This window comes from Marivirga aurantiaca (genome assembly GCF_016679925.1).
GTDB classification, from domain to species: Bacteria; Bacteroidota; Bacteroidia; order Cytophagales; family Cyclobacteriaceae; genus Marivirga; species Marivirga aurantiaca.
The window spans coordinates 296148-319311 of sequence record NZ_JAEQBW010000001.1 but is presented as its reverse complement, the minus strand read 5'-3'; the positions used below and the strand labels follow the sequence as shown (position 1 = coordinate 319311).

Sequence of the window (23164 nt, the reverse complement as noted above, 5' to 3'; positions counted from 1 at the left end):
TTATGTAACTTCCGATTAAATTTTCTACAAAAAAATAATTATGAAGAAATATTATTTAGCCACATGTATTGCAGCATTGTTTTTTATAGGTGTTGCTTGCGAACCGACTGAAAAAGAAAAATCAGTAAAAACTACTGAAAAAGATACCAAAGAAATTAAACAAGGACCTATCACTTTGGTCATTCATGGTGGTGCAGGCACAATCAGGAGAGAAAATATGACTGAAGAGCAGGATTCCTCCTATCGTGCAAAACTTACTGAGGCATTGGAAGCCGGATATGCAGTATTAGAAAAAGGCGAACCGGCCATGAGTGCCATTATTGCTGCTATTCAAATTATGGAAGAATCTCCATTATTCAATGCGGGAAGAGGTTCGGTATTTACCAGTGAAGGTAAAAATGAAATGGATGCTGCAGTTATGCAAGGCAAAACAAGAGATGCCGGAACAGTAGCAGGGGTAACCAATATTAAGAGCCCTATTTCAGCGGCCCTGGCAGTAATGGAAAAAAGCCCGCATGTAATGATGACCGGCCCGGGAGCGGAGCAATTTGCAAAAGAGCAAGGCTTGGAAATAGTGGATCCTTCTTATTTTTTCGTGCAAAGCAGGTATGATGCCTTGCAGAGAATAAAAGAAAGAGAAGCTGAAAAAGGTACGGCTGCAGCCATGGCAGAATTTCCAGATAGTAAATTCGGTACTGTAGGCTGTGTGGCATTGGATAAAGATGGAAATATAGCGGCAGGTACTTCTACCGGTGGCATGACCAACAAAAAATACGGGCGTGTGGGTGATGTTCCCATTATTGGAGGAGGCACTTATGCCGACAACGCTACTTGTGGGGTATCAGCTACAGGTCATGGTGAGTATTTTATCCGAAGTGTAGTGGCCTATGACATTGCAGCCAAAATGAAGTATTTAAAAAAGAGCTTAGAAGAATCAGCCAACGAAGTAGTAATGGAAGAATTAGTGGATTTTGGAGGTTCCGGTGGTGTGATTGCCCTGGATCGCCAGGGAAACATTAGTATGCCCTTTAATTCAGAAGGAATGTACAGAGGGTATATGAATGCTGCTGGTTCTGCAAAGGTATTTATATATGCCGATGAGAAAGAATAATACTTTTATATTCTATACAATGATATAGTTCAGATGAAACTCAAAAAGCCTCCTACATTATGTAAGAGGCTTTTTTTATGTCAAATTCATGAGTACAGCGACTCTCAATTTTTTTTCAGATAAACTTTGGACTCATCATGTATATCAACTCACTTTAAAAAGGCAATTCATCATCCTCACTGGGAGGTGGTGTTTCTTGTGGAGCACTCATACCTTGTCCTTGCGGGCCTTCTGACTGAAAAGCAGCAGAACCACCGCTATTATTGTTTTGAGGAGCAGCTTGCGCACCGCCTCTTTCCACCGCCCAAATCTTCACATCTGTATACCATTTGCCATTATATTCACGACTTTCGATGTTGATTTTTGCTGTTATTTCTTCTCCTTTTTGAATATTAAAAGTATCAATTTTATCTCCCCATGCCACGGCACAAACTTTCTTGGGATATTGCTCCTGTGTTTCTATTACAAAACCTTGCTTACGCCATTCGCCATTACGGCTAGTTCCTTTTTCTTCCTCCAGTACATCTACTACTTTTCCGGTCAATTCCATTTTTCAATCAGTATTTTTTTGAGTAAACAAATTTGTTAAATTATTTCCCTTTGACCTAATTCTGATTATTAAAATTCATATAAAAATTGTTTTATGAAGCATTGGGTCTTTTCTTTGCAGTTATGGGATATACATTTAAAACTCCGCTCGGCAGATTAAGAATAATGGCCATTTTAGAAGGGCTTTCATATATAGCTTTGGGCGTTACCATGCCTCTTAAATATTTACATGATATGCCTACGCCCAATTATATAGTAGGAATGATTCATGGCGTATTATTTATCGTTTACTGTTTGTTAGTGATACAGGTAGCTATTAAAATGAACTGGAAATTACAAATGACTTTTATGGCCTTATTGGCATCTCTCATTCCTTTCGGTACTTTTTATGCTGATTGGAGATGGTTTAAGATGATGGAAATTAAACAATAGATAATAACAGACTAATTACCCATATCCTCCAATTTCCTTATCTTTGCACCTTTAAAAAATCATCTTATGGAATTAACTACATTAAGTGCTATTTCTCCTATTGACGGTCGTTACAGAAACAAAACCATTGAGCTGGCTCCTTATTTTTCTGAATGGGCACTCATCAGATACCGAGTACATGTTGAAATAGAATATTTCATAGCATTATGTGAATTGCCGCTACCACAACTTTCAGGGATTGATAAAAATTTATTTCCTAAATTCCGGGAAATCGCAACTGATTTTTCTGAAGAAGATGCCCTGCTTATAAAAGGAATTGAAAGAACAACCAACCATGATGTAAAAGCAGTGGAGTATTTCCTAAAACAAAAATTTGAGGACTTAGGCGTAGGTGCACAAAAGGAATTTATCCATTTCGGCCTTACTTCGCAAGATATTAACAATACTGCCACACCTTTAATGCTCAAAGATTGTATTAAGAAAGTGTATTTACCTTTATTGGATGAATTAACAGAAGTGTTGAATAAATTTGCAAAGGAATGGGCTAATATTCCAATGCTGGCTAAAACCCATGGACAACCAGCCTCTCCTACACGCTTAGGAAAAGAATTGCAGGTTTTTTTAGTAAGAATAAAAGAACAATTGAAATTAGAGGATGCTATACCTCATGCTGCTAAATTTGGTGGCGCAACAGGTAATTTCAATGCGCATCATGTAGCTTACCCAGAAATAGATTGGAAAGCATTTGGCAACACCTTTGCTAAGAAATACTTAGGATTGAAACGTAGTGAGCCAACCACCCAAATAGAACATTACGATCATTTAGCTGCCCGATTTGATTCCTATAAAAGAATAAACACTATTTTGGTCGATTTATGCAGGGACGTTTGGCAGTATGTTTCCATGAATTACTTTAAGCAAAAAATAGCCAAAGACGAAGTAGGTTCTTCTGCTATGCCTCATAAAGTAAACCCTATTGATTTTGAAAATGCTGAAGGAAATCTAGGCATTGCCAATGCTTTGTTCGAACATTTATCTGCAAAGTTACCCATTTCACGTTTGCAAAGAGATTTGACCGACTCAACTGTTTTAAGAAATATTGGTGTACCATTGGCCCACGGATTGATTGCTTTCCAATCGATCATTAAAGGACTCAATAAACTGGAACTGAATATTAGTGCCATTGAACATGACCTGACAGAGAACTGGGCAGTGGTTGCGGAAGGAATTCAAACAGTATTGAGAAGGGAAGGCTACCCTGCTCCTTATGAGGCTTTAAAAGCCCTTACCAGAAAGAATGAGAAAATAACTGCTTCCACTATCTCCGATTTCATTAACAGCTTAGAAGTGACCGATGCTATTAAAAATGAATTGAAGGATATTACGCCATTTAATTATACGGGGGTTTAAATCAAAGCTAGTAAGTCCAGAGGTTATAGATATATTATCTATCAGGCTTCTGACGGTTGTTTTGTCATCTCATAGAACCGTCTGACGCCTATTTGATATACCAAGTTTTGTAGCTCACAAACCTTGGTATGTAAAAAAATAAAACACTAAAACAAACAGCTGTGTAAACCGAGTCAATGACTCTAAATTATTAACTAATCCGTAGAACCCTGCGGAACTCTACGGATAGTTGGGGTTCAACTCTTCGATGGCATAAAGGAGTTGTAGGAAATCTTTTATAAAGTTTGTTTGAATTACTTGTTATACACATCAGACTTATGACGGTTGTTTACCATCTCATAGAACCATCTGATGCATCTCATTGCAGGAGTGGTATTTTTGATGATCTCACTACAAAATAAACTTAATAACTGCCTCGTACAAATTCTCAGCCTCAAAATCGCTTCTCTGCCCTAATTGATCGGTTATGAGTATTCCCTTTACACCCACTTTTCCGGCAGCAATTAAATCTCTTTCAGAGTCTCCCACCATCCAGGATTGAGATGGGTCAATGCCAAATTTCACAATAGCCTTTTCCAACATCAGACTGTCAGGTTTCCTTAGGAGTGATTCCGTAACTGTAGGGTGTTGAGGTGCATAGTACAACCCATCAATCAGATGACCGGTGCGTTCTTGAAGATATTGATGGCATTGAATTACATCATTAGCTCCATATACCCCTTTGGCTATGCCTGCCTGATTAGTAATGACAACTAATAAATAACCAGCATCTTTTAAAAGCTCAAATGCCTCCTTTACTTTTGGTAGAATCCTGAAATCTTCCAATCTGTAAGTATATTCTCCCCGTTCTTCATTGATTACGCCATCTCTATCTAAAAATATGCAAGGTTTTAATTTCATTTTAATACTTTTGAAAAATTAAGATTCAATATCTAAAAAGATTTTTTAGTTTTGAAGCTGATCTAAATATATGAATGATAGTTTAGTAATCATACCTACTTATAATGAACGCGAAAATATAGAAGATATCATTCGCGCCATATTCCTATTGACCAAAAAGTTCGATTTACTCATTATAGATGACAATTCACCTGATGGCACTGCTGAAATAGTAAAAAAACTACAGAAAGAGTTTCCCGATAATCTGTTTATCATAGAAAGATTAGGGAAAATGGGTCTGGGAACAGCTTATATTACAGGTTTTAATTATGCTTTGAAGCATAATTATGAATACATCTTTGAGATGGATGCCGATTTTTCGCACAACCCTTTGGACCTACTTGAACTATATAAAGCCTGCAAAGAAAATGAAAATATACAGTTGGTAATTGGTTCCCGCTATGTAACAGGCGTAAATGTCGTGAACTGGCCAATGGGCAGAGTTTTAATGTCCTATTTTGCCAGTAAATACGTTAAATTCATTACAGGCCTGCCTGTATATGATGCCACTGCGGGATTTATCTGTTACCATAGATCTGTTTTGGAAACCCTGGATTTGGATAAAATACGATTTATCGGTTATGCCTTTCAGATTGAAATGAAGTTCCTTACATGGAAATATGGCTTTGGAATAAAGGAAGTGCCAATCATTTTTACTGACAGAAGCCGTGGAAAATCCAAAATGTCGAAAAGGATATTTAAAGAGGCAATCTTTGGAGTAATTCAAATGAAACTAAATAGTTTATTCAAGAAATACGACAGAAAAGATACCAAAGTACATAAAGTATCGGAATCATAATAATGATTCCAAGGTAGGAGTATCAATATCATGTCCTCCTGCAAATATTTTATGATAGACTTTAATGTCCAAATCCTTAATTAACCTTTGTTGTTCCAATTGTTTCTCCTCGTTGATGAAAGAGTCCTTATCACCCCTTATCATCAATACCTCTTTATTCTCAAGTTTCTTTTTAATCTCAGGAATCTCCATATCATGTGGAAAAGCTCCAGACCATAGTATTAGTCTATCAAAATTGATCTTGAAGTTTTGCACCCAACGGGTAACAGTAGCAGCTCCCTGAGAAAAGCCTAATAAGGTTATTTTACACTGTGAATTACCATAATAGACATCCTCAAGCACCGCATGTAAATAATTTACATAATTATTGATATCCAACTCACGTTCTTCCCTGGTCATCCAGGTGCTGCCCACCCTCCCGGAAAAACCTTCCAGATAAAAACGGGACAATCCTCCAGGTGCAATAATTACACGCTTATCACTGGCAATTGACCTGAATTTTTCCAAAAAATATTGTGGTAATTGACCATATCCATGAAGTACAAACCACATTTCCTCTGTAACTTCCGAAATAGTACCGGACTGATAATAGTTAGCTTCGAATGAAAATTTGACGGATTTCCTCATTTCTTTGAATTTGTTTATGATAAAGGCCTGATATTGAATTTTACATGACATTATTTTATTGCGAAAACAATAAACCACATCTGATCTGACTCATATATACTTGTCTCATAAGCGCAATAGCAAAATGCACTACCATAAATCAGCAGCTTTTAACGCATCAGATATTACTAAATGAACAATAAAAAAGAGCAGATTCATAGAACCTGCTCTTCAACATCTAAAGATATAGGATGTTATCTTTTAAATCCTAAAACACTTCCACCGCAATAGTTTGTACTATTCTCAAAGGTGTAAGTAATATAATATATCCCTGTCACCTGACATGGAAATGCTATAGCAGAAAGCGTAGAACCTTCGTATTTTGTTGAAGCCACTTGTTTTCTGTTTGAATCATATAGTGTTAAAACTATACCATCTGTTCCTTGGCCCCCATTACAAATTAAAATCTGGTAGGTGGCACCTTTCGTAAAAACATAAGAATATTCAACTTTATTTTTACTACCTCCAGCTCCGTCTATGTTGTAACTTTTCAAAAAAGTAAACCCTTCCTGTAACTTTGGAATGCAAGCTTCAATGTATTGATCAGTATTACATTGAGCTACTACTTGATTGATCGATGAGGTAACGAATATTATTCCTAATGCAAAGATTAGCTTTTTCATACAGGCTCTTAATTAATAATTTTATTTCTTATTTCGTAAACCATTTTTCTAATGGAGTCAATGTTTTCATCTGTCATGATGATTTCACTGCTACTATTGTCCTTTACAACAAGCATGCCATCTACTACTTCGTAGGTTGGCTCACGATAAACGGTTTTTATTTCAATCTTGTTAAACTCGGCCTGCAACTGTGAAAAATGCTCTGCCAAGTCCTTGATATTAGGATCGTTATCCGTATAAAAAGACAATAACAAAGCCACATTATCCATGATGATTTTTTGTTCTCCAATTGTTTCCTTCAATTGCTGGTTATTCGGGTTTTTCTCCGATACCTGGGATACGATATACAATGCTTCCAACCAACCTCCGGATAGTAACAGTACACTTAAGTTAGACCTTTTTTGACTTTGAAGGTAGGCATTAATACTGTTGAAGTTTTTAGTGGTAATCAAAAGTAAAGAATCAAGATTCTTACTGTTGGTTGCTAATCTCTTAATGGTACCGATATCAAAAAACTGTCCTATACTTAAATCATCGGCTAACGATTTGATTGCATTTAGATAGAAAAGTGCATCCTGATTTTGTCCGTAGATATTGGTGTACCCCAAATCTGTTCCATACACCCCAAGTGCCAGGGCCTTTTTAAAGTTACTATTATAATTAGAAATATTTTCAGGGTCGTTCAAATGACTCTTATCATATTTGGTTTCAGCTTCCTTTAAAAGTGAAGATATTTCCAAAGGTGATGGAATCTGCTGAATGATATCAGATATCACCTCTTCAGAAATAGCAGGTTCCTCAATTTTAACTGAATCCAAGACTCCGGAAATTTCATCAGCCGAAGGTTTTTTCTTCGAATCACAGGCAAACAGGAAGATAATTCCAATGAACCCAATGAGTGTGTTTTTCATAAAACTTATTTTTACCATAACAAAAATAGAAATTCCCTTACTTTTTACAAATTATCAAATTTTTAATTCAGTATATTATTTCTAAAACTACAGCTTTTATCTTAAAAAATTATAAGCTCAATATTAACATCTCTTTTTTTTATCCGTAGAGCATGTAATATTAAGCTTTCTTTTTAAAGCTAAACCTACTAAAATAGGCCAACATTTTGCCGAATAGCTCAAAATACAATGTAATATAAAGCAATAATGACATAAACCAAATCACAATAATATTAAAATAGAAAGTATCTACATACAATCCGGCAAAGTATTTTTCAGGTGCAAAGAAATGTGTCCTGTAATTAAGTGGGTTATCAGGCTTTACAGGTTTATGAAATACAGGATCAATTTGTTGAACCAATTCTCCTTTAAATTCTATCACCCGATCTGCAACAGTTACATTTCGTACCAAATCAGACAAACTTTCGTTAAAATATTCATTCTTCACTTCATTCAGGTTAAAATCATACTCTTTGTTGTTTTCCAAAAAGTACTGCAGAGTCTCTTTCTTTTTAATGGCTAAGTTAAATTCATTGAGATAATGATCGCGTAATAGATTTACATAAGTATCAATCTTTTGGATAGTTTCAGCATTAAAATTCTCTCTTTTCAGTAAAGTTGCAATGTCCTGCCCTTCAAGATTTCCTTTGAATTCTTCATTTTCAATTGAATTTCGGATTATTAGCAATGCATTGTCCACTGATTGGATATCTTTTTCTTGTTTAGAATCCAGATTGTTTTCTACATAGCGAAGCTTTTCCCTTATTTTTTTTGTTTTAAATGAGGATTTGAAATCAGCCATTTTCTCCACTGCTTCAATTTCATAAAAAGGTGCCTGATAGTCGTTGTTCTTAAAAATATCGACAGTCATCGCCTCATAAGCCCAACGTGAAACCATTAAATCCGCCACAATGGGCACTTTCCCTTTAGTACTTACAAAGTCGTTCAGTTTATCAAAACTAAATAATAAGCCACTCAAAATCATTTGAGGGATAAGCAACAATGGAATAAGTATGTAAACAGTTACTGCTGATTTAAAAGCAGAGCTAACATTTAATCCTAAAACGTTAGCAAAGCAGGAGGTAGAAAACAATACAGCCCAAATGCTAAATGTCATCCCTTTGATTTCCAATACCAATACACCTATTATCACATAGGTTAATGTTTGAATGGCTGACAGGGTAAATAGTATGAGCAGTTTAGACTGCAAATAACTATTCCAGCTTAGGTTAAGAAATGATTCTCTTTTCAGTATTTTCCTATCTCGTATAATCTCCTCAGCACTCACAGTAAGTCCCATAAAAAGGGCTACAATAATACTCATCAACAGAAAAGCCGGAAGGTTTTCATTGAACCTGAACACATACTCTTCTCCACCTGGTGCACTTCTATACTTGATAATGAATGCTAATAATAAAGCCAGTAATGGGGCTTCAAGTAAATTGATGAATAGGTATTGTTTATTGCTGATTTTGGAAAGAGTATCCCTTACTGTAAAGATCACTGATTGTTTCAATCGATTGGGTATCTTTAAGGTAGAGTGGGGCTCTTCCTTCACATCTTCCACCCTGGAAAGCTGGAAATTCTCCATGAAGAATTCTCTCCATTGGGTTGGGTTTACTTTTCTTTTGCTGGTAAGCTGTCCGTATTCATCTACTACTTTGGCTTCAACTATATTAAATATTTGCTCAGGGTTTACGTTTGCACAGGTAGGACATACACCTCTTTCCGCGTCTACCTGGTTAGTCGTTTTCTTAAAATATGTGACTGCCTCCACGGGGTGCCCGTAGAATATCTGATAGCCCCCTGTGTCCATAATCACCATTTTATCAAACATCTTGTAGATGTCAGAAGAGGGCTGGTGGATTACTACAAATATTAGCTTCCCTTTAAGGGTAAGTTCTTTTAATAAATCAATTACATTCTCTGAATCTCTTGATGAGAGGCCGGAAGTTGGTTCATCAACAAACATAACAGCCGGTTCCCTTATAAGTTCCAGTGCTATATTAAGTCTTTTTCTTTGCCCCCCGGAAATGGTTTTATCCAAAACACTTCCCACTTTCAAGTCTTTACGCTGATCAAGCCCCAGGCTTTCCAGTGTATCCATCACCCGCTTGTGGATTTCATCTTCATTTAAATGGGCAAAACATAGCTTTGCATTATAATAAAGATTCTGGTATACTGTTAATTCTTCAATTAATAAATCATCCTGCGCCACATAGCCAATGATGCCCTGTAGTTCGTCATGATCGGCATTTAAATCGTAGCCATTAATAAGAATTTTGCCCTCCGATGGCTTTTCTATTCCTGCCAATACATTTAATAAGGTAGTTTTCCCGGCACCGGATGCTCCCATTATTCCGACCAGTTGACCAGGGCCTTCAAATATATTTACGTTACGCAAACCCGTTTCACCATTTGGAAACTTAAAATAAATATTTTCGGCATTGAAGGATAACTTCACTATTTCTTCCTCGGACAAAAACTGTCTGATCAAGTCAGAATAATAAAGTGCGGCACCTTTTGGGGTTTTAATGGTGCTACCATGAGAGAATAAATAAACCTGAAAAGGCTTCATAATGAACCCATTCAAATTAATCTCCTCACCCCCGGTATATTTCACAAAATACATGTCCACGCTATTTACCGACATAAACAGAATTTCTCCTTTTATATCGGCATGCACGTGTAGAGTTTGTTCAATAGAGGTTTCATCACTAACAGCCAGAATTTCCTCAAATTCTTTGAGTTCAGTTGAATTTTGCTTGATTACAAAACTCTCAATCAGCTTGAATTCGTTTTTAATGATATTAAAAACTGTGGAAACGGTATCAATAATTTCCATCCGCTGAGGGGTAAAATTATTGTCTGAAGAAACCAGCTCCAACAGTTTTATCAATACAACTACTTTCTGCTTTTGAGTAAGAGTTTTATTGATTTTTTTGCAAATAGCAAGCGTACGAACTGAGTCACGAACAGAAGTTAATTTCTTCTTCTTCGTTTTACCTCCTTCTTCATCTTCCTCCTCTTTATCTATATCCTCGCCATAGCCCGCAAACTGATCATAAAGCTCCAGGTATTCTTTTATTGAATCCTGGTCAAGTTCTTGTTGGAAGAAACTGATAACGAAATTTCTTTCTTTTTCAGTAACACCACCATCTTGCTTAGTGATGATTGCGAAAAGTTGGGTTAAAGCTTTGAGTATTTCTTCACTCATAGAAAAAAACTGTTAGTTAAATTTTTTATGAAATGGCTTCAGAAATTTGCTTAAGCTATTTCAATTGTACGCTGTCTGTTGTAAAAACAAATGTAATAGGCCATGAAAACAATGGCCTACCAGAATATATGAAGATTACATCAGTACGTATTAAATTCGAAAGGTATTTCTACCAATTCTGAAAACTCTTCTCCTGCTTCTTCCATATCTTCATCGTCTTCGTGAAAGTACCAGTTAATGGTAACATTATCTATCTCTTCTAATGCAGACAAAACATCAAGTATTAATTTAGAGGAAGCAGTATTAAAATATTCTAGTTTAAAAACAAATGAGGTTTCCGGGTTAGGATCTTCTCCGTAAGCATTTATCCAATCCAATATTGGTTGATAAAATTCTGCTGAATCCTCAGGTAGTGACCTTCCGGAAATTTCGAAAATACCATTTCCTTTATCCAATAATATTTTTGGTGTGTCTTCTGTTCCTTCTAAGTTTATGATTTCCATATTCTTTAATAAAATTTAAACGTTAAGATAATTACTCAAAATCGGAGTATAGTAGTAGTGATGGAAAAGAAATGAAATCCTTCTCCCATGTCTTCAAAATCATATTCAAGTTTCTGACCTGATTTTCTTGCCATATCAACAAATCCCAGACCTGCGCCACCTTTATTGGACAAGTGGTTGGTTTTAATAATGTCCTTATACATTTTTTTCAAACCTTCTTTATCCAATCCATTGATTTCATCTATTCTTATTTTCAGTGAATTGGCAGCATCTGTGTCCACAGGGTTGCCGCTAGTTACCACATAGCGATCATCTTCTTTGCCAATGATAAAAATGGCTGCATTTCTTTTTGCAGAAAGAGGATTGAAATCATCTGAATGTTTCACAATATTTTGCAAACATTCTACCATTACATTAAAAACCTTCCTTTTGATGCTTGATTCTTCACCCATAGAATCCATATTCCTCTCAGCCATGGCCAAAACGGATTTGGTAATCTCTTGTGTGAATTCTCCTTCATAAACCAAAATCAGGTTTCTGGACAACATGGTCTTATGCAGATCATATATATACTTCATGCTTTTTAGGTTAATATGCTTTTCATTAAAACCGGATAATCTCCAAATTTAGCTTCAAATTAAATAATTTTATTTATAATTTAACTTTTCCCTGTTAAAATCTAATCCCAATTAATAGTACATCGTCAGTTTGTTTGTAGTCCGACTTCCAGTTTTCCCATGCCTCGTCAAACACCTGATGCAGTTCGTCCATAGATTTGCTTTGATTGTCGACTATTAGCTCTCTCAGCCTTTTTGGACCAAATTTTCTGTTTTCCGGACCTCCAAATTGATCAGGGAATCCATCTGAACAGAAAAATACAGAATCTCCACTTTTATATTTCACTTTATGATTTTCAAAGTTGGTTTGGTTTCTGTAAATACCTCCACCAATTGGGAATTTATTTCCTTTGATTTCATCCAATTCTCCATTGGCATTCAAATAATACAAAGGTCTGTGCGCACCAGAGTACTCAATAGTACCTGCTTTTTTATCTATTTTACAGAATGCTATATCCATACCATCTTTTGTGGTTGAATCATCCCTGTCCTGCCTTAAAGTAGCTGTAACGCCAGCATCTAATTTATCAAGAATAATACCCGGATCACTAACTTTTTGAGAACGTACAATATCGTTAAGCAAGAAGTAACCTATCAATGAAATCAAAGCCCCTGGCACACCGTGTCCTGTACAATCCACTGCAGCGATGTAAATAACATCATCCACTTCAATATACCATGGGAAATCACCACTTACCACATCCTTGGCCTTGTACAGGATAAAGGAATCCGGCAGCTTTTGTCTGATTACCTCATTGTTAGGCAATATGGAACCTTGAATCCTTTTTGCATAATTAATACTCTCGGTGATCTTTTTGTTTTTGCTCGCGATCTCAAGTTCAATGGCTTTCCTTTCCGTAATGTCATGTGATACCATTAAAACCGACTCCAGATTCATTTCCTCATCATATTCAGGAATAGCGTTTACCTGCATTACCCTATCTCCCATAGAGGATGGGAAATTCATTTCTTCCGTGATTTTAGAGTTATTGTCTTTCACATAGGTCAATAGCTTATTCCACTCTTCTATGATTTTCGGTTCAATTCCGGAATTGTTCAATTCCAATTGAATAACCTCATCAGGCCTTTTGCCGGTATAGCTTTCTATCATTGGGTTAACGTAGAAGAACTTACCCTCACTATCAATCCTGGTAATTAAATCAGGAGAGTTTTCCGAAAGTGCTTGCATTTTGCTTCGCATTCTTTCTTCCTGCTCTGCTCTGCGTCTTTCAGTGATATCCCTGGTATTAAAGATAATACCCTGTATGGCCGGATCTTCTAACTGATTGGATCCGGTAACCTCCACCCATACATATTCACCCTCGCTGTTGGCATATTGGTGTTGTGTGGTGATGGATTCTCCAGGGTTCTCCACTAGCTGAACAAATAATCTGCGCACTTCATCACGCGAATCCTGATGCACTTTATCAATGTCATTGGTATCGATAAGATCTTCCTGCCTATAACCCAAAATCTTCTCAACAGATGGTGAGATATAGCGTACCATACCATCTTTTTCATAAATAGTAATTACCTCGGAGGCATTTTCAAGAAGTAACTGCATTCGTTTCTGCGTTCTGTTTACTTCTTCAATCTGATCTTCCAATCGTTGGTTAGTGCGCTTCAACTCTTCCTGAGTAGCTTCCATTTCCTCTGCATTTTGTCGCAATACTTCTTGTTGCTCCTGCAGTTCCTGACTCATTGTTTGTGATTCCGCCAGAAGTTTCCTCGTACGCTCATTTACCTTGATGTTGAAAACAGTTCTTGCAATAATCAGGCTTATTTCCTCCACGAATTTCACCTGGCTAGGATTAAATTTTTCGAATCCGGCAAATTCCAATACTCCGTATACTTTTTCATTGGTAATGAGGGGAACTATTAAGATAGAATTTGGCCTCTTATCTCCCAGCAAACCGGAAGTAATGCTCACATAATCCTCCGGGATTTCTGTTCTCAACAAAGTATCCTGTTCTATAGCTGATTGACCAACAAGGCCTTCAGCAAATTTAAACCTGGCTTTTAAGTGCTTCTTTTTATTATAGGCATAGCTCGACTTCATTTCGATAAAGTAGTCGTCCTGATCATCATCATTCAGTACATAGAAAGCTCCTTGAATAGCATCAATTTTTTTAGTCACATAGCCAAGAATCTGATCTCCAAGCTGCTCTAAGTCATCATTGATCCTTAAAATTTCGCCAATTTCAGCTACACCTGTAACAATCCAATTTCTTTCCTTGTCTCGTTTTTCAGCTTCCTGAATAGAGTCACGCATGTTAATAAGTGAGTTTCCTAAAGTATCTTCCTCAGAGATTGGTTTGAAATCAGCCTGAAAATCCCCTTCTCCTATCTGCTTGGCAAAATTTGCAGTACCTTTCAAAGAACTTACAAAATTGTCTAATATTACAGCCATTTCCCCTACCTCATCTTCAGAATTCTTTGGTACATTATTAGGCAAAATCCCTTTACCTAACAGCTTCAGTGTTTCCTTTAATGATAAAATAGGGCTAATCAATACTTTGGAAAATATGAGGGAAATAATAAATGTAAAGAAAAGCAGGATCAGTCCTGTATAAATAAATTTCTTCAGTAATTCTGTAAATTGCTGTTGTATTTCGCTTTCCCTTACAGTACTTACCAATCCCCATCCCAAAGCAGGAATATTGGTCCAGGCAGCTAAAACAGGTGTTCCGGTGTAGTCAATATCTTTGGCAAAGCCTACTTTCCCTTTGGCCGCATTTTGAACGGAAGTCCCTATATCAGACTCCATATCAACTGATTTGGGTGCTATACTATCCGGTACAAATCTCAAGCTATTCACATAATAAGCCTTCTTCTCATCCTGATAGGTTAGTATGCTTTCAGAGGTTTCGAAATCATTGCTTCTACTATTGGCGATTTCCAAAACGGGCGACATGTCCTTAACTATTGTCAACACTCCTGCCGGAGAGTTATAATCATCAATAAGAGGCCTCCCAAATAAAATTAATTTATCGGATTCAGTTGTAATCACTTTGCTGAAAGTGCTGTTATGTAAGGCTGTTGCATAAAATTCAGGTTGCAAATCTTCTAAATTGTCCCCCACTGCGAAATCACCATTGGAAGTTGTATTGAAAATTATCTCTCCCGAGAGATTGGTGATCAAAATAGAATGAATAGGATAGTTGTCAATAAACTTTCTTAATTGACCTTCCATCTCAAAAAGCACTGCAGCTTTCAGACTATCCTGATTAACTGTTGTATCTTCTTCAGCTTGCAATTTACGCACTCCTGATTGAATAATGAGGAGCTCGGAAATGTGATTCGAATTGGCTTCTATACTCTCAAAATATGAGTTGATATTATCTGCTTTTAAAGTGGATCTCACCATCAGCTTTTCAAAATTCAGTTTCTCAATAGATTGCCTATTCATATTGTAAGTAATGAAACTGACTATGATAATACTCAGCAGTACTACGAAGAGTAAAACAGCTGTTATTTTCGTTCCTATTTTAATATTCTTGAACATGTGCGTTTTTTTCTACCCTTATGATTTAGTTTTATCTGACTTATCTGTATCTTTTTTGATGAGGCTTCCGGCCAATAGATGCACTGCACTTTCCACCAGTTTTTCATCATGTGTTGAAAATTTCTTAAATGAAGCTATTTCCGCTACGCCTAGTAACTGGCTGTCTTTCATGATGGGACAAATGATCAAGTAAGAGGGTTTTGCCTCTCCTAATCCTGAAAGAATATTAATATAGCCTTTTGGCACATCTGAAATATTAATCAATTTCTTTTCTTTTGCTACTTGACCTGCCAAGCCCTCTCCAAATTCATAGGAGATCGTCTGGCTTTCGGGCAATACAAAAGCATATGAAGCAAATAATGAGATAATATTTTTCTTCTCTTCTTTGCCTGCTTTATAAATAGCTCCCTGACTAGCTTCTAGTTTTTTTGCAAGTAATGACAATAATAGTTCGGCTTGTTTTTTAACATCTTTTTCCTGCCCAATCGCTTTGCTTATATCTACTAACTCATCGTCTACAATTGATTCATTATCTTCGGAATTCGCCCCATTTCCTTTGTCTTTCTTTTTGTCCTTAAATTTTTCAATATATACTATATTGCTATCATTCTCACTATTCTTAGCAAAGATGAGGAATAAAATAGCTGTAAAGCCCAGGGCCAAAGATGCACCGCAGAACAGGTATAATTCCGTGAGGACTGGCTTTAGCTCAGAGACATCCATTAAGCTGATAAGGCTTGTCTGATTGGCAATTCGTTCAGGAAAGATATAAAGATAGTACGCTAAACCAATAATACTCAAAGTGAATATTAAAGATAGAATAAGCGCTAAATTTTTATAAACTGCTTTCATGTGTATAAGTTTATTTTTTAAGGCCACATGGAATTCAATAAATTTTATTCATCCTCAGTTGGTATGGTATGGATTCTAAAATTTATTCTCATTTCATGTGTATATAATTGTTTTTTTAAGTTGTCACATGCCCCAAAGGGATCCCTTCAGGAGAATTCGCTATAAATATTCATCTGGCGTTTGGTCCCCCCGATAGCTACCGGGCTATCGGGATTCGCCCTCGAATATTTATGCTCATATCATGTGTTATAATTTTGTTTTTTAGTTATCATCATTTGTTACTAAAAATATAAATCCGATCAAATATATATAATTTATCACCTCCAATGAATTTATCCAAAAATCATTTGAAATATAATTTATCCAATTCGACCAAAAACTGTATTATCTCTTTAACCTTCAAAGTATAATCGATTTCCGTAAGATTCTTTGCCGCATTAGGCATGGTATCAATCATACACTCTTCAGGATCCTGGATAATAGTCAACCCTCCCCTGTCTTTTATTCTTTTCATTCCAAGTGCTCCGTCCCTGTTCGCTCCTGAAAGTAAAATACCGATTAACTTGTCTTTAAAAGTATAAGCTGCAGTATCCAGCGTTATATCAATTGAAGGCCTTGAATTATTGTACATTTCTTCTGTTGAAAGTGAAAAAGTATTACCCAATTCAATGCATAAATGGTAATTGGCAGGAGCCAGGTATACTTTGCCCTTTTTGATTCCTTCCTTATCATAAGGTTCTACTACCGGTTTAATACTCTTTATTGATAAAGCCTCCACAAATCCATTTCGCACATGTTTCAACCTGTGCAGGCACAAGATGATAGGCAAGCTGAAATCAGCAGGCAGGGCAGATAATATTTGGGTAATGCCCTGGAAACTCCCGGCAGAACCGCCTATTACTATAGCCTTATACTTATTATCGAGATTAAATCGACTCATTTAGTATCTTTTTGCTGATTAGTTAGTCTTTAATTTTTTTGTAAACTTTCTCTTCATTGTTTACTACAATGAATTTATTGGCAATCTCACACCAAATCAGCGATTCTTTAGACCCTATTACTAAATAGCCATATTTGAATAAACTTTCATGATGTTTCTTTAATACTTCATTTTGTAAATTCTGATTAAAATATATCATTACATTCCTGCATAATATCAAGTCGAACTTATTGAAGACCACGCCCTGCACCAAATCATGTTCACGGAATGAAACATTATCAATGAGTGTTTTATCCATTACGGCCTTACCATTCTGCTCTGTAAAATAATCCTTAAAGCTTCCTTTTCCTTCAAACCGGATATAGTTCTTTTCATTCAATTCCATATTTTTCATGGAATAATGTCCAAGCTTCGCTTTATCAAGTATTACTTTATCAATGTCGGTAGCTATGATTTTAGCCTTGTTCAAAATGCCCATTTCCTTTAAAAGGATAGCCATTGAAAAAACCTCTTCCCCCGAAGAACATCCCGCATGCCAAATACTAATTGTGTTATGATTGAGTAAGATATTAGGAATTACATTATCACGGAGTTCCCTCCAAAAGGAAGGATCCCTGAACATTTCAGTAACATTCACTGTGATTTCAGAAATAAACTCATCAAAAAAAGATTTATCATCTTTTAATCTTTTAATGAGTAAATCTGCCGACCCAAACTTATAAAGCTCCATTATCCGGAGAATTCTTCTTCTAAAAGACGACATAGCATAATTAGTGAAATCATATCGATACTGCTCTTTCACTAATTCCGTAATGCGCCTTAAGTCTGATATTTCTATATCCTGTCTGTCCATAGGGGATTTTGTATCAGTTCGTTGTTAATAATATTTTCCACTATTCAATATTTTATATAATATCTGGTTTGAAAAATGATTGAAGAATCATTCCTTATCCATTTTCTATTTTAAATCAAACTTACTTCAAGCTGTTAATTACAAAAAAAAATAGAATTAACAGGTTTTATGTATGATAATCACGGATATTACAAATAAAAAATCATTTCTCGCCCTTCTTGCTTAGTATTAAATATGAGATATTTTTTCACATAAAAATTATCCTATTCCAATATATCAGTTAATAATAAGATTAATAAATTAAACTACTGCAATAATACATTGGGGAATTTAGAAAAAGCAGTCAATTTGTCATTTTTCGACTAATAAAATATCCCGATAGTTTTTTGGGGAATACAGATTGATAACTTTGCGTCATTAAAAATAAAAAACGATGCAAAACATACTATTACTAGGGGCCGGAAGATCCGCTACCTCACTTATCAATTATCTGAAAGACAAGGCTGAAAAAGAAAATTGGAAAATTAGATTAGGAGATTTTGATGTGAGCCTGGCCAATGAAAAAGCAGCGGGGCACCCTTCTTTCTCAACTATCCAATTCGATATATTGAATAAAATTCAGTCGAGAGAAGAAATAGAAAATGCTGATTTGGTAATATCCATGCTTCCTGCCTTTCTACATTTTAAAGTAGCAGAAATATGTGTGGACTTAGGCAAACATTTAGTAACTGCCTCTTATAACAATCCTGAAATAAACGGACTTTCAGATATTGCCAAAAGTAAAAATACTTTGATTTTGATGGAATGTGGTCTTGATCCTGGAATAGACCACATGACCGCCATGGCTGTTATTGATGAAATAAAAGAAAAAGGCGGGGAATTGACCTCATTTAAATCTTATACAGGCGGATTGATAGCCCCTGAAAGTGATAACAATCCATGGCATTACAAATTTACATGGAATCCCAGAAATGTTATTCTGGCAGGACAGGGAGCTGCTAAGTTCATCAGAAATGGAAGATATAAATATATTCCCTATCACAGATTGTTCACCAGACTGGATCAAATACACGTAAATGGATTGGGCGATTTTGAAGGTTACCCCAACCGCGATTCACTTTCCTATAGGAAAATTTACGGATTGGAGAAAATACCTACATTATTGAGAGGAACTTTGCGTAAAGTAGGCTTTTCAGAAGCCTGGAATGTATTTGTACAAATAGGTATTACCGATGACACTTATGAAATTGAGGGATTGGAGAGCATGACCAATCGTGATTTTGTTAATGCATTCCTGAAATATGAAGAAACGCAATCCATTGAAGACAAACTTTGTGAATATGTAGGCATTCAAAGAAATTCCGAGACTTTCGAGAAATTAAAATGGCTGGGAATTTTCGATGAAACCGAATTACCTCTTAAAAAAGGATCTCCTGCACAAGTGCTTCAGGCAATATGTGAGAAAAAATTAAGCCTTGAAGAAGGTGATAAGGACATGATAGTGATGCAACATCAGTTTGAGTATTTGTTAGATGGGAAAAAGCACTATATAGACTCATCCATTGTTTCATATGGTGAAAATGAACATGAAACTGCAATGGCCAAAACAGTAGGTTTACCTATTGGGATTGCTGTTAAAAACATTTTAAATGGAAATATCAAACTTAGAGGAGTACATATTCCCATCGTGAAAGAGTTATATGAACCCATTTTGAAGGAATTGGTACACCATGGCGTTTCTATCAACGAAACACATTCTTAAGAATGCTTCTTATCTAGAAAATAGTGAGAAATGGCTTTAAAAGCTGTATGTAATCGGGATGGAAATGAGAATTTTCATCCCTTACGTACAGCTTTTTTATTTCATCATCCTTTTTTTCTGATCGGGAAAAAGCATGAATTATTCTTAAGGCAGCTTTTTGATGGTTATGATGGATGGTAGCAGATCGGGTCACTAATAATCCATGTTGCTTCATTAATTTTTCAAACTGCCCCATCTCATATGTGGGAAGCATAATATAGGCTGTTCCATCCTTCGTTAAGTGCTCATTAATACCATCGGACAATGCCTGAAGAGGAAGCTGATTGGTATGATAAGCCGTGTTTTTTTCTGCGTTTTTAGGTGATTGCAGATTTTTGGTAAAAAATGGGGGATTAGAGAAAATTAAATCATACTTTTTGTTAGAATTAAACCTTTTAAAATCCTGATGAACAACTGTTAGTCTGTTACTCCATGGTGAATTCAGGAAATTCCTTTTTGCTTCCAGGAAAGCTTTTTCATCTATTTCTACTGCTTCTATTTCAAAAGGAAACCGTTGAGCGAGCATTAATGAAAGTACTCCAGTACCAGCCCCTATTTCCAAAGCATTTTGCACATTGGCTTCAACTGGCATCCAGGCACCAAAAATTGTTGCATCTGTGGTGAGCTTTGCTGCGCTATCAGATTGAGTTAAGGTAAATTGTTTGAATTGGAAAATAGACATTGGGATTACACACTGGTTAAGGGCAGGACAAATATTGCTCTTTAAATTATTCTGACCAATAGTTTTTCCTGGAAGAAGGGCTATACTTCAATGTTTTTCTTCCAATGATAAAAGCTGTTACCGTTCTTATTAAATCTATCCCTTGGGCTTTTTATACTTCAGAGCTATCGCTATTATTAAAATACTCAATAGAGTGGAGATGATTATGATGTAAAAATATCCATTTCCCGACTCAACAGTTTCAGGCACTCCATAGTAAACAAAAGCACTCCAATAATAAGGTGATTTCTTTGGGTTGCTAATTTCCTCATTTTCCAAATAATGCCACTTGGATTGCTGATTAGCCACAAAGGCCGAGTGGGTTTTATCGTAACTTTGATAAAATTCCTGCATCAGCCGGGCTGTAGAGTAATCATTCACCTGCCATAAAGAGAATAATAAATTTTGGACTCCGGCATATTGAAAAGCGCGGGCAATACTCATTGCTCCTTCCCCTTTCTGAAGCTTACCAACTCCAGTTTCGCAAGCACTCAGCACCACCAAATAGGGATCGATAGACAACCCATACAACTCATGAACCAACATTACATCATCGATAAACTCTATATTGGCCGGCACAACAAAATTGCCTCCACTGGCATGTGTGGATAAATGCAATATATCATTTTGCCCAAGCTGTTTTAAAAAATTGGCTTTTGTTGCTTCTTCTCTTACAAAAATCTGCGCTTTAGGATTAGCTCTCATCAATTCGGCTTCATCCAGAGAATACTTTAACATTCTTTTTCTCCCCTCAAAAACAGGGAAAATCCCCAATACCTTTTCACCTTTCTCCCTGACCTGTGCATTCATATAAAAAGCAGCTGAAGTATTGTAGAACATTTTTGAATGTTTCATTAAGAATGGCATTTCTTTATAAATATTCGTCCGTGTTTTATGTGTGAGAAGCGCTTCAAAAGGGATGAACCCTAAGACGCCATCAGGAATAATAAGCAAATTCTCCACCTCATTCAATTGATCTAATTGAAGTTTCCGGTATAATTCAAAAGCAGTTGTTTTATAGGAATTGATATTATTATTAATGGCCGAAGGTGTATCAAAAAAAGCAATGAAGTTCTGAATAGATATTTTCAAATCATTGTCAAATGGGATTTGCTTCAGATCTGCCAAACTTTCTGTTATTATAAACTGGTAAATAGCATCTTGTCCATAAAAGTAGAAGGACATTCCGGCCTTTTCATTTTTCAATTTTTCCTGTATTTGTTCAATTGTAAAACGCGGGATTTTATCCTCTGTATATTTTTGCGAAATACTTCTTCTCACCTTTTTGAGTGAAAAATTAATTCTGTTTAGCTCAGTAATAATTGCTTGAATGGTTTCTTCTGAGGAATTTGTCAACTGACTTCGTACTAATAAGTCTATAGTAGTTTCTTGTTTAGAGGCAAGTTCTTTTTCTGCAATGAGTAAAGAGTCCTTCGGATATTGTTTTAGAAGGGATTTCCTGTTCAAGGCTTCTTTCAAGACCACCGCTTTGCTACTCTCGGCATAATCAAATGCCTTTTTTAATATCTCTGTTTCTCCCGTGATTTGGTAATGCTGATACAATAATTCAATGCATTTTTCACTTCTTTTTCTATTCTCCCTTTGATTGATAATCCTGGCTTCCTGAGTATTTATTGGCTGCTGAAGTAAATGAGATACGTAAAAACTTAAATCGTAATATTTTAAAGCTTCTTGCCAATCTGTTGCTAAATAGGCTAAACCATCGAAAATGTCAAGCAAAGTATTTTCAGGATAAAGTTCCTCCTCAACAGGCCCTTTCTTACCATCAAAAACTGGAATTAAAATAGCTAAAGCAGCACGCAAGATTGAATCGGCTTTCTGAAATTGCTCCGAAGCCAGGTACACATCAGATTGCTCAACGTAAATTTTAGCTATTTGGCGTGCTGTGAAATCAGGGCTTTTGATAAGCTTGCTTCCAGCTTTTTCCAGATAATGCAATGCCTGATCAAAATCCTGCTCTCTGAAAGCCATTTGAGCCGCATTTTTATAATCTTCAACAGAATTGTTTTCTTCCTGACCAAGACTCAATGTCTTTTGTGCCTCCTCTATTTTATGGAGAGCTATCAAATTAGCGGTAAGATTATTCTCCAACAAATTCTTTTGCTCTGTGCCTATCTCGGGATTTTTAATGGCCTCTTTCAGTATTTTAATGGCCAAATCATAATTTCCAGTATTATGGTATACTACTGAAAGATTAATTATACCTGCTATTTTTTGTGGCTCGTCACCTTGCTTGCCGGCCATAAAAATATATTGTTTAATGGTGTTTTCAGCATTAGTAAAATCCCCCCGAATGGTGTAAAGATTTCCCAAGGGCTTTAAGCAGTATTCAATGATATCATAACCGATTAATTGATTTCCTGAGTAATTCCTGTAGGCATTTTCATATAAATTGATGGCCTCCGTATGATGGTCAAATGATTTATGATAGTAGGCCAAATTGCATTGTAAAATAACCAAGGCAAGTTTTTCTTCTTTTTCTTCCACCCTACTTGTATAATGAAGTGCTCTTTCACCTAAAGCATGCAATGAGTTTTCATTGGGTTTATTGGCAATAAAAGTATCCAGGTCATTATAAATAGAATCAGTGAGACTTTGGGAAAAAGCCCCCATGCTTGTTGTTAAGAACAAGAAAATGAAGAATGATCTAATCAT

Annotated in this window: 19 protein-coding genes; 5 read left to right on the top strand and 14 right to left on the bottom strand. The window is 36.0% G+C overall.

Going from position 1 to position 23164, the window contains the following annotated elements; all coding sequences use genetic code 11:
• Window positions 1-40: 40 nt before the first annotated feature.
• Complete coding sequence (locus tag JKA74_RS01380) at window positions 41-1111, top strand: isoaspartyl peptidase/L-asparaginase family protein (protein WP_201429358.1); 1071 nt, start codon at window positions 41-43, stop codon at window positions 1109-1111.
• A 154-nt stretch (window positions 1112-1265) separates the two neighbouring features.
• Here the strand turns inward: JKA74_RS01380 and JKA74_RS01375 are convergent, their stop codons facing one another.
• Entirely contained in the window at window positions 1266-1661 is a 396-nt protein-coding gene (locus JKA74_RS01375) for a DUF3127 domain-containing protein (protein WP_201429357.1), read from the bottom strand.
• A gap of 86 nt (window positions 1662-1747) precedes the next feature.
• On the opposite strand from JKA74_RS01375, the gene JKA74_RS01370 reads away from it, so the two are divergent.
• On the top strand, window positions 1748-2092 hold the full coding sequence (locus JKA74_RS01370; protein WP_317193542.1) for a DUF3817 domain-containing protein: 345 nt from the start codon (window positions 1748-1750) through the stop codon (window positions 2090-2092).
• 66 nt (window positions 2093-2158) lie between these two features.
• Window positions 2159-3502: an adenylosuccinate lyase gene (gene purB, locus JKA74_RS01365; protein WP_201429356.1), complete on the top strand. Its 1344-nt coding sequence runs from the start codon at window positions 2159-2161 to the stop codon at window positions 3500-3502.
• Between the two features lie 390 nt (window positions 3503-3892).
• Here the strand turns inward: purB and JKA74_RS01360 are convergent, their stop codons facing one another.
• Complete coding sequence (locus tag JKA74_RS01360; protein ID WP_201429355.1) at window positions 3893-4402, bottom strand: D-glycero-alpha-D-manno-heptose-1,7-bisphosphate 7-phosphatase; 510 nt, start codon at window positions 4400-4402, stop codon at window positions 3893-3895.
• 70 nt (window positions 4403-4472) lie between these two features.
• Here JKA74_RS01360 and JKA74_RS01355 point away from each other — a divergent pair, with 70 nt between their 5' ends.
• The gene (locus JKA74_RS01355; protein ID WP_201429354.1) at window positions 4473-5240 is read left to right on the top strand and encodes a polyprenol monophosphomannose synthase; all 768 of its coding nucleotides are present in this window, start codon (window positions 4473-4475) and stop codon (window positions 5238-5240) included.
• Here the strand turns inward: JKA74_RS01355 and JKA74_RS01350 are convergent.
• The 10 genes from JKA74_RS01350 to JKA74_RS01305 all read right to left on the bottom strand — a co-directional run bounded on the left by JKA74_RS01350 (window position 5235) and on the right by JKA74_RS01305 (window position 17966).
• On the bottom strand, window positions 5235-5867 hold the full coding sequence (locus JKA74_RS01350; protein ID WP_201429353.1) for an alpha/beta hydrolase: 633 nt from the start codon (window positions 5865-5867) through the stop codon (window positions 5235-5237). The two genes, JKA74_RS01355 and JKA74_RS01350, sit on opposite strands and share 6 nt — an antisense overlap.
• Before the next feature lie 233 nt (window positions 5868-6100).
• Window positions 6101-6529: a hypothetical protein gene (locus JKA74_RS01345; RefSeq protein ID WP_201429352.1), complete on the bottom strand. Its 429-nt coding sequence runs from the start codon at window positions 6527-6529 to the stop codon at window positions 6101-6103.
• Window positions 6530-6537: 8 nt separating this feature from the next.
• Complete coding sequence (locus JKA74_RS01340; protein ID WP_201429351.1) at window positions 6538-7440, bottom strand: hypothetical protein; 903 nt, start codon at window positions 7438-7440, stop codon at window positions 6538-6540.
• A gap of 160 nt (window positions 7441-7600) precedes the next feature.
• A complete protein-coding gene (locus JKA74_RS01335) occupies window positions 7601-10696 on the bottom strand; it encodes an ATP-binding cassette domain-containing protein (protein ID WP_201429350.1) in 3096 nt (1031 codons plus the stop codon).
• Window positions 10697-10836: 140 nt separating this feature from the next.
• A complete protein-coding gene (locus tag JKA74_RS01330; RefSeq protein ID WP_201429349.1) occupies window positions 10837-11199 on the bottom strand; it encodes a DUF1987 domain-containing protein in 363 nt (120 codons plus the stop codon).
• 35 nt (window positions 11200-11234) lie between these two features.
• Entirely contained in the window at window positions 11235-11777 is a 543-nt protein-coding gene (locus JKA74_RS01325; RefSeq protein WP_201429348.1) for a SiaB family protein kinase, read from the bottom strand.
• A 94-nt stretch (window positions 11778-11871) separates the two neighbouring features.
• Window positions 11872-15321 carry a PAS domain S-box protein gene (locus JKA74_RS01320; RefSeq protein ID WP_201429347.1) on the bottom strand — a complete coding sequence of 1150 codons (3450 nt, stop codon included), beginning with the start codon at window positions 15319-15321 and terminating at the stop codon, window positions 11872-11874.
• Between the two features lie 18 nt (window positions 15322-15339).
• Complete coding sequence (locus JKA74_RS01315) at window positions 15340-16173, bottom strand: GAF domain-containing protein (protein ID WP_201429346.1); 834 nt, start codon at window positions 16171-16173, stop codon at window positions 15340-15342.
• 343 nt (window positions 16174-16516) lie between these two features.
• The gene (locus JKA74_RS01310) at window positions 16517-17113 is read right to left on the bottom strand and encodes a chemotaxis protein CheB (protein WP_201429345.1); all 597 of its coding nucleotides are present in this window, start codon (window positions 17111-17113) and stop codon (window positions 16517-16519) included.
• Window positions 17114-17135: 22 nt separating this feature from the next.
• The gene (locus tag JKA74_RS01305) at window positions 17136-17966 is read right to left on the bottom strand and encodes a CheR family methyltransferase (RefSeq protein ID WP_201429344.1); all 831 of its coding nucleotides are present in this window, start codon (window positions 17964-17966) and stop codon (window positions 17136-17138) included.
• Between the two features lie 433 nt (window positions 17967-18399).
• Here JKA74_RS01305 and JKA74_RS01300 point away from each other — a divergent pair, with 433 nt between their 5' ends.
• Window positions 18400-19728: a saccharopine dehydrogenase family protein gene (locus JKA74_RS01300; protein WP_201429343.1), complete on the top strand. Its 1329-nt coding sequence runs from the start codon at window positions 18400-18402 to the stop codon at window positions 19726-19728.
• Window positions 19729-19741: 13 nt separating this feature from the next.
• On the opposite strand, the gene JKA74_RS01295 is transcribed toward JKA74_RS01300, so the two are convergent.
• A complete protein-coding gene (locus JKA74_RS01295) occupies window positions 19742-20449 on the bottom strand; it encodes a tRNA1(Val) (adenine(37)-N6)-methyltransferase (RefSeq protein WP_201429342.1) in 708 nt (235 codons plus the stop codon).
• Window positions 20450-20584: 135 nt separating this feature from the next.
• Window positions 20585-23164: a CHAT domain-containing protein gene (locus JKA74_RS01290; RefSeq protein WP_201429341.1), complete on the bottom strand. Its 2580-nt coding sequence runs from the start codon at window positions 23162-23164 to the stop codon at window positions 20585-20587.